The organism is Paenibacillus senegalensis JC66, from assembly GCF_000285515.1.
In the GTDB taxonomy this organism is placed as follows: domain Bacteria; phylum Bacillota; class Bacilli; order Paenibacillales; family NBRC-103111; genus Paenibacillus_L; species Paenibacillus_L senegalensis.
In genome coordinates, this window is the sequence record NZ_HE610961.1 from 530,997 (window position 1) to 543,687 (window position 12,691).

9 protein-coding genes are annotated in these 12,691 nt (G+C 49.2%); 1 reads left to right on the forward strand and 8 read right to left on the reverse strand.

Annotation, left to right across the window (positions count from 1 at the left end):
* Window positions 1–16: 16 nt before the first annotated feature.
* From PSHG_RS20905 to PSHG_RS20925, 5 genes are all read right to left on the reverse strand, one after another.
* Window positions 17–883 (reverse strand): carbohydrate ABC transporter permease, encoded by an 867-nt coding sequence (locus PSHG_RS20905; RefSeq protein WP_010277244.1) that lies wholly within the window; start codon window positions 881–883, stop codon window positions 17–19.
* A gap of 1 nt (window position 884) precedes the next feature.
* Window positions 885–1,862, reverse strand: a complete 978-nt coding sequence (locus PSHG_RS20910; RefSeq protein WP_010277247.1) for a carbohydrate ABC transporter permease — start codon at window positions 1,860–1,862, stop codon at window positions 885–887.
* The gene (locus tag PSHG_RS28540) at window positions 1,862–4,756 is read right to left on the reverse strand and encodes an extracellular solute-binding protein (RefSeq protein WP_010277251.1); all 2,895 of its coding nucleotides are present in this window, start codon (window positions 4,754–4,756) and stop codon (window positions 1,862–1,864) included. Before PSHG_RS28540 ends, PSHG_RS20910 begins: the two co-directional genes overlap by 1 nt.
* On the reverse strand, window positions 4,750–5,865 hold the full coding sequence (locus tag PSHG_RS20920; RefSeq protein WP_010277254.1) for an ABC transporter ATP-binding protein: 1,116 nt from the start codon (window positions 5,863–5,865) through the stop codon (window positions 4,750–4,752). Before PSHG_RS20920 ends, PSHG_RS28540 begins: the two co-directional genes overlap by 7 nt.
* Before the next feature lie 148 nt (window positions 5,866–6,013).
* Window positions 6,014–7,414 carry an ABC transporter substrate-binding protein gene (locus PSHG_RS20925; RefSeq protein ID WP_010277255.1) on the reverse strand — a complete coding sequence of 467 codons (1,401 nt, stop codon included), beginning with the start codon at window positions 7,412–7,414 and terminating at the stop codon, window positions 6,014–6,016.
* A 284-nt stretch (window positions 7,415–7,698) separates the two neighbouring features.
* Between PSHG_RS20925 and PSHG_RS20930 the strand changes: the two genes are divergently transcribed.
* Window positions 7,699–8,802 carry a substrate-binding domain-containing protein gene (locus PSHG_RS20930; RefSeq protein ID WP_392392025.1) on the forward strand — a complete coding sequence of 368 codons (1,104 nt, stop codon included), beginning with the start codon at window positions 7,699–7,701 and terminating at the stop codon, window positions 8,800–8,802.
* Window positions 8,803–8,929: 127 nt separating this feature from the next.
* Here the strand turns inward: PSHG_RS20930 and PSHG_RS20935 are convergent, their stop codons facing one another.
* From PSHG_RS20935 to PSHG_RS20945, 3 genes are all read right to left on the reverse strand, one after another.
* A complete protein-coding gene (locus PSHG_RS20935) occupies window positions 8,930–10,468 on the reverse strand; it encodes an extracellular solute-binding protein (protein WP_392392030.1) in 1,539 nt (512 codons plus the stop codon).
* Window positions 10,469–10,540: 72 nt separating this feature from the next.
* The gene (locus tag PSHG_RS20940; protein WP_010277264.1) at window positions 10,541–11,419 is read right to left on the reverse strand and encodes a carbohydrate ABC transporter permease; all 879 of its coding nucleotides are present in this window, start codon (window positions 11,417–11,419) and stop codon (window positions 10,541–10,543) included.
* Window positions 11,420–11,437: 18 nt separating this feature from the next.
* Window positions 11,438–12,412, reverse strand: a complete 975-nt coding sequence (locus PSHG_RS20945; protein WP_010277267.1) for an ABC transporter permease — start codon at window positions 12,410–12,412, stop codon at window positions 11,438–11,440.
* Window positions 12,413–12,691: the final 279 nt, after the last annotated feature.

A 12,691-nucleotide genomic window follows, 5' to 3' on the forward strand; every position in this document is an offset into this window, starting at 1 on the left:
GCTTTTCCCCAATTCGTCATTTAATTCCCGAATTCGCCATCGTCGCCATTACTTTCCGCTGAAACAGCAGGAAGATGATTAAATTCGGTACGAACAACAACAGCGTTGCCGCTGCGGCTACCCCTTGCCCGACTACATTATTTGCAATCCCGTTCGTTAATGTAGCCACGTAGTAAGGCAGGGTCTTCATCACTTCCTCCTGGATATAGAGATTGGACGTTTCGGTCTGCTGCCACGATGATTGAAAGGCCAGAATGGCCACAGTGGCTACAGCGGGAAGGCAGATGGGCATTACAATTTTCGCGAACAAGGTGAATTCTCCGGCTCCGTCTATTTTGGCTGCGTCGAGCAGTTCGCCTGGGACCTGGTCCATAAACTGCTTCATGAGAAAGACGGAGACAGGCGCAGCCAGCAAAGGCAGCATGTGAGCGAGGTAGGTGTTCATAATGCCCATGTTCGCGACAACCAAATAACGGGGAATGGCTACCGTTTCCGGGGCGAACATAAGGGCGAAAATAATCATCGCAAACACGAGCTTTGCTCCAGGAAAACGGTGTTTGGACAGGACATAGGCAGCCATCGCACTGATCAGCACAGCAATGACGACCGTAAGTCCGGTGGAGAACAAGCTGTTAAACAAATAGCGTGTGAACGGGACAACCAGCGTTTGTGCCTTTAGAAACAAATCCTTGAAATTTTGCAGCGTCGGTTCATTGACCCAAAAACGGGGAGGGTACAAAAACAGCTCGTTAATCGGCTTGAAAGCATGATTAATCGTATAAATGATAGGCAGCGCCATAAACAAAGCCAGGATTGTCAAGCAGAGAAAGGCTATTTTTTGAAAGGCATCCGTCTTTGTCCAAAAACTCCATATATGACGCATGCTACTCTTCTCCTTTCGTGCCGAACAGTTTGAAAGCAAGCTTATTAGCCGCGTACATGGCAAGCAGAAGGATGACCGATAAAGCCGCTGCATACCCGAGCTCATAGCGGATCATGGCGAAGTCGTCCACATGATTAATAATTAAATGTCCGGAATATTGCGGCGTAATAGGCGAGCCGCTCGCAGCAACCGACAGCAGGGAGCCGATGGAGCCGGCTTTTAACGTGCCCACTACCGACATGACCGCACCGAACAGCATTTGCGGCTTGATCGCCGGAATCGTAATGTAATAAATTTCTTGAATACGATTGGAAATTCCGTCAATATGTCCGGCATCATAAAGCTCCCGATTTACCGTTTGCAGCCCGGCGAGCATAGCCAGGAAGCCTACCCCCATACTCGACCATAACGTGATAATGATCATGATCGTCATGAACAGCTCCGGATCCTGCAGCCACAGCTTCGGCTGGTCGAGCACCCCCATTTTCAGCAAAACATTGTTGACATACCCCACACGGTCGCCGCTGAACATGACCGGCCAAACGACAATAAATGCGGCACCTGCCGCCAATGATGGAGCATACAGGGCCAGAGTAAAGTAGTCACGGATGGCCTTGGGCAGCTGATGAATCAGCCAGGCCAGAAAGAAAGACAGCATGTATCCGCCCGGACCTACAATAACAGCAAATTTAAACGTATTGGGGATGGCATATTGCAAAAAAATGCGGTCCTGGGTCCAAATCGCCAAAAAATTGTCCCAGCCAATCCATCGCGGACTGGAGATCGCGTCAAAGGAGAAGAAGGATAACACGATCGCCACCACTACCGGGATAAAAATGAACAGCAGGAAGGTAATCATGAACGGGGCTATGAACAAATAAGAAATTCTATAGCGCCAAATACTCCGCATAAAAGACAGACCTTTACCGGTTCCCATCCTTTTCCCAAGGCGGCTGCTATTCACAATCGTTGGCTTCATCACTCTCGTCCCCTGTTCCATGGCTCCGTAACCGGAGGGATATACAGCTTCTCCAGAATGGTCCCCGTCCTGTCGCGGAGCCCAAATTCAACTTGCTTGCGAGTCATCTCCCTGTTGATGTCTGAGACCGCTGTTTCCAGCGCCTGTCTGATATTGCCGCTCTGAAGAACGACCTTGTTCCAAGCAAAATCAAGCTGACGCGCTGTAAAATAGCCTCCCGGCACCTGCGGAGCTTCCTTGTACCAGCGCCTTTGCTCGCTAATCGTCTGCAAATGCTCCGCCGGCCAGGGCAGTCTGTCAAAAGCGTCCATATTCGCCGTGTTCCAACGGTATTCCGGCCCGAATAAGGCTTCAATGTCCTGACCGAAGCGGCTTTGAGTCTCCTCAGAAACCCACCACTTGATAAATTCCCACGCCTGCTCCTTCTTATCGCTTTGCTCAAACATGGCAATGGCCTGCATTCCTCCACCGGCCCAGCGAGCAACGCTGCCATCCGGCTGGCGTACACCCGGCAGGGGAGCGATTTTCCATTTGCCGGCCAGCTCTGGCGCAGCAAATTGAATTTGCAAATACGTATTAAAATCTGTGACCCCTACCGGAATGTCCCCTTTGCGAAAATGATTAAAGAAGCTGGGGACTTCCCTGGGGAGCTGGTACAAAGTAAACATCTCCGTCCATTGGCGGAAGCCGATATAAGCTTCTTCACTATCGAGAAAGGACCTCATTCCGTCATCGGTGTACAGCTCGGCTCCATTCTGAAACATGAATATCATAAAATCTTTCGGATTAATGAAGAAATCATAACCGTTCTGCTGCAGTACCGGCAGCAGGTCGTACACATCTTGCCACGTGTCTGGCGGTGAAGCGTTCAACCCTTCCAGAATGTCTGTCCGGTAAACCAATACTTGAAAATCTTGAATTTCCGGCAGTGCGTAGTTCCCGTCCCGATAATGAAAAACTCGAAGGGCTCCTGGATGGAAGGGCTCGGCGGTGTCCTCATAATCAGGAAAAGTCGCCAAATCCGTCAAAGCTCCCCGCATGGAGAAGTCCATCGCCATAGCCTGATCAATGCCCATGGCTACATCAGGCTGAATGCCAGCCGCATTGCCGAGGATGAACATTTGCGGGTCCGGCACTATATTCACGTTCACAGCAATGCCGGTTTCTGCTGTAAATGTTTCCTCAGCCAGCTCCTGAATCAGCCGGACATAATCCCGGCCGCGGTTCACCCACACATCAATAGCCTCGGAATCATCGCTCGCGAATTCGTCCTCTATCGTAAAGGTGCGAAAGAATGACAGCGCGGCATGCTTGACATTATCCAGGAAGGAAGGCGTCGTTCCCGGCTTTCTCGCACCAGGTTCCGCCACCCAGAAGTAGTCCAGCAAAAGCGGCTGGTCAAGCAGGCGAAATAGCCAAGTACTCAAGTTCTGCTGGATCTTCGCGAATCTCCCCAACTCGTTTGGCACATTCGCCGGATTATTGCGCATTTCCGTCAGATCCCGAGCCGCACTGCGCAATGCATTTTCCGGATCTGACAGACCTCCCGTTGACACTGCATTCTGCAGATCGGCCAGCTCCAGCAGATCGCTGACGATAAGATCGATTCGTTCATGAAAGTCTGGAATATATTTCGGCAAATCCCAGTCCCGGCTGGTATCCACATTGCCGTTAGCCGTCAATTTATCAAAGTTGCCTGTAACTTTACGAATGGCATATTCCAGTTCGCGAAGCCGGTCCATATTTTCCAGAATACCGTCGTATACAGGCTTAATCGGTGCCGAGATCACGGTCATTCTGAGGGTATGTTCTCCTTCTTTCAATTGAAAGCGCAGCGGCTCACCATCAGAATGAGCCAGCGTCATGCCCTGCCATTCTGTAGAATAGGGAAAGCGAACCTCTTTCAGCCCGGAATAGGGCGTTGCTCCGTCGATTTCAATCAGACGGAATGAGTTCATATTATTGATGTAGGCTTGCATGTATTTGAAGCCAATTTCATATTCGCCGTCTGCCGGAACATCAAACGTCCATTCGACCCATTGTCCGCTTTGCCGAAACTGTTCTCCGCCTAGAGCATTGAACCGAATCCGGCCGTCGGCGGGTGGCGACATTCCTGCGCTTTGCATCGACTGCAGTTGTATAGAAGGATGTGACTTGGCATGGATATCTTCTGCTTCGAACAGCTTAATCCACGCTTTCTCGCCTGCCTGCTCGTCAGCCGGTCCGCCGCTATCTCTCTCGCTCACCGTTTCCGGAAAAGAGCTAATGATGATTTGCTGCAATCTGACCGGCTGTTCCTCTCCGAGCAAACGAATCGTATGCTCGCCTGCGGACAACTGCCAACGAAGCGGCCCCGTCTCGGTACTATAGTCCGCCAGCCAAGCCAGCCTCCAGCCCGGCACCTCCCGCGATGGCGGCCGCTTTCGTTTGGAGGGATCGGATGAGACATGTTCATAGCGGCGAGTCAACACAAGCGATTCCGCTGCAGGAAAAGGGTAAGCGCCATCAATCTGGACGCCCCGGACAATCGCCGCATTTTGTTCGTTTACTGTATCGTAGACTAATCCAATCCGGTATTCGCCATCCTCGGGAATGCTAACCTTCCATTCTACCCATCCGCCGTCCCCATCCCATACCAGGGAATCTCCATCTCGCCAAATCCTATCGGAATCCGAGACCTCAAGAAATTCGATTGCCGGTATTTCGCTTTGAAAATTTACGGTATGGTTGGAGTTGGAGCTAACCGGATCAACCGGAGCTGCTTCTCCCCCCGGCGTCTGGGCTTTTACCAAATTGTCCGGACCGTGCCTGATTAGAATGTTGCGCATAGGTAGCAGACTTAGGATCAGTACAGCCATCATCACGAAAACGATTCCACGATTGGCGTTTAACATATACGCTCCTCCGTCTTCGGATCAAATAAGTGTATGTTCTCCAAGTCCAGTTTCACATGTACCGCATCACCTTCTGAGACCGGGCAATGTATTGGATCGGCACGAGCAATCAGGCGGAACTCCTCATTCTGCACATGCAGAAAAATATCGGAGCCCATAAACTCAAGCAAATCGACCCGTCCACCCAGCGCACGCTCACTTGACTCTCCTTCTTCTGCGGGCACGCAAGAAATATACTCTGCACGTACACCAAGGAGAATATTTCTACTCGAGTAGCCCGAACCGAGCAGCAGGCCAAGCTTATCGCTTCCGAGCTGCAGCGTGCAGCGCCTGGTCTCGAACAATAAACATTTTCCTTCTGTGCGGATCGTGCCGGAAATCAAATTCATCGGAGGTGTTCCGATAAATCCCGCTACGAATACATTGAGCGGGGTACGATAAATCTCCCTCGGAGTCCCCACCTGCTGAATAACTCCATCCTTCATCACGACAATCCTGTTGCCCATCGTCATCGCTTCAATCTGATCATGCGTTACGTATACAGTTGTCCGGTGCAGCTTGCGATGCAGCTTTGTAAGCTCTTCCCGCATCAGCACACGCAGTTTGGCATCGAGATTGGAAAGCGGCTCATCCATCAGGAACACATCCGGTTCTCTCACGATGGCACGGCCCAAGGCGACACGTTGGCGTTGACCGCCGGACAATTGCCCTGGACGCTTATTCAGATTCGCTTCAATCTCTAACACTTTAGCAGCACGGATAACCTTTTCGTGGATTTCATGCTTGGCCAGTTTCCGCATTCTCAAGCCAAAAGCGATATTTTCATATACAGACAAATGCGGATACAATGCATAATTTTGGAATACCATCGCAATATTACGATCTTTGGAGGACACGTAGTTGACCATCCGGTCCCCAATATAAATTTCCCCTTCGGTAATTTCCTCCAGCCCGGCTAACATGCGCAGCAAAGTCGATTTTCCGCATCCGGATGGGCCAACCAGCACTAAAAATTCGCCATCGTTCACTTCCAGGTGAAAATCATCTACTGAAAATCGCCGTTCGCCGGGATATTTCTTCTTCACATGCAAAAACTTTAGGTTGCCCATGCAGCAATCTTCCCTTCCCGACCGGGACGACCAACTTGGCATCGCGCACCGGGGAGATGCGCGATGCGGAGCTTAACCAAAGCGGCCCTTGTCTTCTATGAGGATTTACTGCGCCCTTGATCAAGCACTTTTTTTAGCTGGTGCCGTTTCAGTTATACTTATCTTGCAGTTCCTTGAGTTCCTGATTCACCTTTTCTACAGCAGGCGGGAAGTAATCGTAGGGGCTTACTTCCGCACCATATCCTTGAGAATTGGTCCATTGAATCACCATATCTCCATTAACGCTTCCACCCAGCATGACAATCGTCGGATCGATCATCGCAATATTGGTCGCATGCACCAATGCTTCGCTGTTTAATCCTTCGAATTGCGGGTGATTTTTGAAATATTCGACAATTTCAGGATTATCCGTATTCGGGAAAGTGCCTCCAGCGTCAATCAATAGCTTCTGCCCCTCAATTGTCGCTGCCCAGAATTTCATAAATTCCCAGGCTTCCTCTTTGTGCTTGCTAGCCTTAGTCATAAACATCGGATTGATGAAGCTCATTCCAGCCTGCTTCTCGGTTCCCTTCGGCATAGGCGCTACGTCCCAATCAAAGCCCAAGCTTGACTTGAAACCCGGGATGCTCGGGGAGACATGGAGCGTAAATAGAGATTGCCCGTTCGCCCACATAGTTGCTTGCGCTTCCGGCAGACCTTTTTCCTTCGCCCGCTGTGGATTCAGCATAATCTGATCCTTCGTTACCCAATCTAGCATCCACTGCAAATCACTCAGCACTTCCGGTTGATCCGCCACACTCTGTGTCATATCAGCATTCAGCATATTGAAGTTATCCGCGTGACCATTGACATAAGGCAAAACCGTGCTGCCATATTGAAACCAAAGCGCATGATTGGATATCCCGTAATGATTTTCCGCCGGGTTGGTTGCAGCCTTGGCCATTTCCTTCAGCTCTTCCCAGGTCCATTCGTTGCCCGGTGCTTCCAGCCCATATTTGCTCAACAAATCCTTATTGTAGTAAACGAGAAATACATCATTTCCACGGGACAGCGCATACTGATCTCCCTGCCACTGAAACGTTTCTAAATAACCGGGGAGAAATTCATATTCTTGAAACTCAGCATCATCGGCAATATATGGAGTTAAATTTTCAGCAAAATCGTTAATTACCGTATCTACGAAGGAATTGTGCCAAAATACGTCAATGGGGTCTCCGGCGGCAATGCTTTGCGTCACCGCGTCATGGACAGCTCCCGGACCTTTATCTACGAAAATCCAGTCTACTGTAATATGCGGATATTTTGATGTAAACGCTTTAGGAATTGCTTGAAAAAGCTCATTGTCCTTACCGACCCAGGTAGCTACTTTAATCGTTACAGGGTCCTTGGACTTCTCTGGGCTGGCGGTACTCTCACCATCTACAGTGCTGCTTGGACTGGAGCTCGGGCTTGTTCCAGTGCCCCCATCTCCACCGCAGGCAGTGATAATCATGGCCAAAAACATAAAGATGGAAAACGCCATAAAAGGTCTCGCTTTTTTGATTACCATGGATAACTCCCCTTAACTTGTAATAATGATGGGCTTTAAATCAATACCTATACGCTTGTTTACTCCACTTAATCCCCGCAAGTTCATCCCTCCTTGTTCATTTTCTAAGTAATCAACATCTTAAGGTCACATAAAAATAAAACCAAACAGTAAAATAATATACCTAGAATCATAATAGTATTCTTTATTCGAAGTCAATACTCTTTTTTTCTTTAATACTAACGAGAATATTGCTTGTGTTGCTTTTTAATTCAATGTAATGTATACTTTTTACTAATAATGAGGTGGGTATATTGACTGAGCACAAAAAGAAACCAATTTATCAGCACATCGTCGAGGATTTGAAAAGAAAAATTAAGCATGGGGAAATCACACCTGATCAGCCGCTTCCAACACAGATTGAGCTGGCCAGAATGTATAATACAAGTGAAATCTCTTCAAGACGAGCGCTGACTGAGCTTGTGAACGAAGGGCTTATTTATCGCGTGCGCGGCAAGGGCAGCTTTTTGAACCACAATAGTGACATGCTGTCCTCTAATCGCTTAATGGAAATTCGCAAGGTATACTTGCTTTACCGCGGCGTAAACCTACATATGTTTAATCATCGCTTCTATGACGGCTTGCTTTCAGGCATTCACGAGGTCTGTGAGGATAACGGGGTCGATTTTCACATTTGGGAGGTGGGGCAGAACCACGAGCTCCCCCCTGAAGAAGATGAAATCGGCCTTATTTGTCTGCCGCATGTACTTTCACTGGATAAAATTAAATTGTGGAAGGAAGAGAATCGGAGGATTGTTACCGTTCATTTTTACTATCCGCATCTGCAGCTACCCTACGTAATAGGCGATAACCTAACAGGCGGATATTTGGCAACGGAGCATTTGCTGTCTCTCGGCCATAAACGTATTGGTGTAATCCTTACCGGCAAATCCCGGTTGGAGATGAACCAGGAGTTTACCTTGCGCTTGGAAGGGTACAAACTGGCTCTCTCCCAGCATCGCATTGAGCTTGATCCTGATTTGGTGTCCGTCGTGATCGGGGATCAAGAGATGGAAGAAATGGGTGAGCAGGGTCTAGCCCAATTGCTCGAACTGCCCAATCCGCCTACAGCCGTTTTCGCGACAAGCGATTACAAGGCACTGGGAGCTATGAGAACGGCAAGAAAACTGGGATTAAGCATTCCCGCAGACCTAAGCATCGTAGGTTATGACGATATAATGATGAGTCAGTATGCTTTGCCAAGCTTAACCACACTTAATCAGAATTCGGAGACGATGGGCAGACGGGCTGCCGAGATTTTACTATTCGAATGGCATAAAGATATAGCAAAAGACGAAATTGTCCCTAAACTCATCGTCAGAGACAGTACTAGCGAGTGGCAGGAGTGAGAGATTAAGGGAAGAAAGAGAGCAGCAATCGGCGCGGCGGCTCACTGGAAGAGGCGGCAGGGTCCCCCTGCCGCCTCTTCTTTCATAAACTTCATAATGCCAATTACCGGATGACCCTCGCAAAGCCCTACTTATTGGCGTTATAGTGCTCGTTGTACTCCTCTATCATTTTGTCCCCGCCGCTGCTGCGCCACTTCTCCACTTCGGCCTGGAAGCCGGCTTCATCGATCGAGCCGAGAATAAACTTGTAAGTGGCGTCATCGATCAGCTTCTTCAGCTCATTACCTCTTTCAATGAAGGTCTGCGATTCGAGAGCTTCGGCCGGGTTGGGAACGATGATCTCCAGATTGTCCAAGGTAAGCTCTTCGTATTTCTCGCGCAGAGGATCTTCATACGGCTTCAGCGTGCTGTTCTCGATTGCCACGAGGGAGTTCAAGGGACGAACTTCGTTCTCACGCAGCTCTGCGGCCTCTTCTAATTGCTGATAGTACCCGTCACCCATCTTCGTGTAGTGCGTTCCTTCAATGCCCAGATTCATTAAATCCCACAGCTCCGCTTCCGCCAGCTGGTCGAAGAAGGCGAGTATCTGCCTCACTTCCTCTTCTGTTTCTACAGCGGTAACCGGGATGGCAAATATTCCGTTATGACCGGCCTGGGACCAAATCCGATGATCGCCGTCAGGACCCGCAATACGGTTAATAATGTCCAACTCGATGTCCGGGTTGATTTTCACTGCGGTGTTGTACAGATTTTTGGCATCGACCATGTTTCCGATATAGACTCCCGCCTCGCCGTTGGTGAATTTCTCCCACTGCTGATTCTTGCTTGTGACCGCAAAGTCATCGTTCATCAGCTTCTCGTCATACAGCTGCTTCATGAACTTCATCGTTTCCATATAACCGTCAAACATAAATTCAGGCATCAGCTTTCCGTCCTGCAAGCCCCATTCGTTCGGCGTTCCGAAGTAGGAGGACAGCGTTTTGAAAGCGCCGAATTTCAAGTCGTTGCGGTCCGTAAGTCCAAACGTATCATGGTTTCCGTTATTGTCCGGATCGTTCAAAGTAAAGGCTTTCAATACTTCATAGAACTCATCGATTGTTGTGGGTGCGGCCAGGCCGACCTGCTCCAGCCAATCTTTCCGTATTACGACTCCCTGTCTGGAGAGAGGACGCTCGCGATAGAGCCCGTATATTTTTCCGTCGATCGATATGTTTTCCAATATGGTCGGGTTCATCTGGCTTAAGTTCGGATAATCATCCAGATAAGGGCCGAGCTCCCAGAACAAACCCGCCCTTACTGCATTAAGAAAAGCGGAGTTTTTAATATCCTGAATCGTCATGATTTTCGTCAACGTGTTCGAGGCCAGCGCCGTATTTAGTTTGTCTTCCTTCACGGCATCAGGCACCCATGTAATGTTCAGCTTCGTATTCGTCTTCTCTTCAATCATTTTAATGATCGTATCTTTCGGCGGCTGGGCCGTGTACAGGATCGCCGTCCAGGTGAGCTCCAGCGGTTCAGCCTGAACCGGCTCCCCGCCTTGCTTTTCGTTTGGAGTCGGGCTTGAAGAGGTGGGGGCTGGCTCCTCCTTAGCGCCGCATCCGGCAAGCGATGCAGTGACCAAGCCTAATGCGCAGGCAAACATAAAGCTTTTTCGAACCTTTTGCATTGTTCTCATTTTCATGACCTCCACAATAGTAATTGTATGGTAAAGCAGGGAATAAAGCACGCATGGTTTCGCTCATCCCTTGACTGAACCCAACAGCGCCCCTTTGGCAAAATGCTTTTGCAGGAAGGGGTAGACGAGCAGAATCGGCAAGGTGGCGACAACGATGACCGCCATTTTGATCGTTTCCTCCGGCGGTGCGTAATCCCCGGCCAAATCGCTCGTATCGCCCTGCATGCCGCTGGCCATGATGACAATCTGTCGCAGCAGCACTTGAATAGGCCATTTCGTGCTGTCATCGATATACAGAATCGCCTGCATGAATACATTCCAGTAAGAAACGGCATAAAAGAGTGAAATAGTAGCTATGGCAGGCATCGACAACGGGATAACGATTCGAAACAGGATGCCGAAATCATTGGAGCCGTCTATTTTCGCCGACTCCTCTATGCCCTCAGGCAAATTCTGAAAGAAATTGCGCAAAATGATTAAATTGAAAGCATTAATGGAAGAAGGGATCAAGAGCGCCCAGTACGTGTCGATCATCCCCAGCTCTTTAACTACAAGAAAGGTCGGGATCATGCCGCCGCTGAACAGCATCGTAAAAACAACGAGAAACATAAACAGTCTTCTGCCGTCCAGGTCTTTCCTTGACAGACCGTAGCCCATCATCGAAGTGAGCAGCATGCTGATGAAGGTTCCTGCAACCGTTATGAATATGGACACACCCAGACTCCGCAGCAAAATATCCGTGGAAAAAATATAGCGGTAAGCGTCCAGCGTAAACTGGGTAGGGAACAAAACAAACTTTTTCTGAATCAATTCCTCCGCCGTTGTAAACGACCCCGCCAGCACATGCACGAACGGAAGAACGGTAATAAGCGCAAACAGCGCCAGCAAGCTGTAATTCGCTATTTCAAACAAACGGCTTCCCCAAGATTTGTCTCGAACCATGGCCTGTAACCTCCTTTCTTAATAAATGCCTTCCTCACCGTATTTTTTGGCCAGCCAGTTGGCAAACATGACCAGAACAAGACCGACTGCTGCCTTAAAGAAGCCAACTGCCGTACTGTAGCTGAATTGTCCCTGCCGCAGCCCGGCGGTATAAACATAGGTATCGAAAATTTCGGCGACCTCGCGGTTCATCGCATTCAGCATCAGGAAGACATGATCGAAGCCGAGCTCAAGAATATCGCCGATCTTCAGCAGCAGCAAAACAATGATGACACTGCGGATGCCGGGCAGGGTGATATGCCACAGCTGTCTCATGCGGTTAGCTCCATCCATGCGCGCGGCTTCGTACAGCTGCGGATCGATTGCGGATATAGCGGCCAAGTAAATAATCGTGCCCCAGCCAGCTTCTCTCCAAATGACCTGCAAAATATACAAGGGTCTGAACCAGTCGGGATCCAGCAGGAAGTTGATCTTGTTGAAGCCGAGGCCGGCAAGCAATTCATTGACAAGCCCGCCCTGGGTCGTCAGCAAAACATAAGTGAGAGACACGACAATAACCCACGACATGAAATGAGGGATGTAGATCAGGGTCTGCACGAATCTTTTGAAGACCGCGACACGAACCTCATTCAGCATCAACGCCAGCACAATGGGTACCGGGAAATAAATCACTACGTTTAAAAGGAACAGGACAATCGTATTGCGGAACAGCATCCAGAAGGTAGGCTCCGTAAACAGACGTTCAAAATGTTTGAAGCCTACCCACGGACTGCCGGACACTCCCAGAAACGGCTGGTAATCCTGAAAGGCGATCACAAGCCCCCACATAGGCACATATTTGAATAAAATGAAGTAAACCAAGCCCGGCAGAATCATCAAGTAAATGTATCGGTTCTTGACAAAACGTCCCCAGGCTCTCCGGGATTTTCCCCGCGGTTTACCGATAAACGGGTCCAGCTGGGCAGATTGGATTGATGATGGGGAAGCTTTCATTTTGTGCGGCTCTCCTCTCGATTGGGTTCAATTTTTCCGGAGTCTCATTCATCCTTACATTCGGCGTTATCTTCACGATACTTATTTGCTAATGTTCCATCTACAATCATTCTTTCAGACCCTCCACCCTGGGGAGGAATCTAACTCCAGGATTATTCCATATGAAATGATTGCCTTATAAGGATGGCTGGCTGCAGCTTGTCTGCCGCTGGCTGTTTCTGCTCTTTTGCCTCCATTTGCTCAAAATCTGGGCATATGACACCGACTGAACATGAAATG

Excerpts from the sequence above, each read along its gene's own strand:
- PSHG_RS20925 (WP_010277255.1), bottom strand. The coding sequence starts at position 7,414 with ATGGTAATCAAAAAAGCGAGACCTTTTATGGCGTTTTCCATCTTTATG.
- PSHG_RS20940 (WP_010277264.1), bottom strand. The coding sequence starts at position 11,419 with ATGGTTCGAGACAAATCTTGGGGAAGCCGTTTGTTTGAAATAGCGAAT.
- PSHG_RS20935 (WP_392392030.1), bottom strand. The coding sequence starts at position 10,468 with ATGCAAAAGGTTCGAAAAAGCTTTATGTTTGCCTGCGCATTAGGCTTG.
- PSHG_RS20905 (WP_010277244.1), bottom strand. The coding sequence starts at position 883 with ATGCGTCATATATGGAGTTTTTGGACAAAGACGGATGCCTTTCAAAAA.
- PSHG_RS20945 (WP_010277267.1), bottom strand. The coding sequence starts at position 12,412 with ATGAAAGCTTCCCCATCATCAATCCAATCTGCCCAGCTGGACCCGTTT.
- PSHG_RS20910 (WP_010277247.1), bottom strand. The coding sequence starts at position 1,862 with ATGAAGCCAACGATTGTGAATAGCAGCCGCCTTGGGAAAAGGATGGGA.
- PSHG_RS20920 (WP_010277254.1), bottom strand. The coding sequence starts at position 5,865 with ATGGGCAACCTAAAGTTTTTGCATGTGAAGAAGAAATATCCCGGCGAA.
- PSHG_RS28540 (WP_010277251.1), bottom strand. The coding sequence starts at position 4,756 with ATGTTAAACGCCAATCGTGGAATCGTTTTCGTGATGATGGCTGTACTG.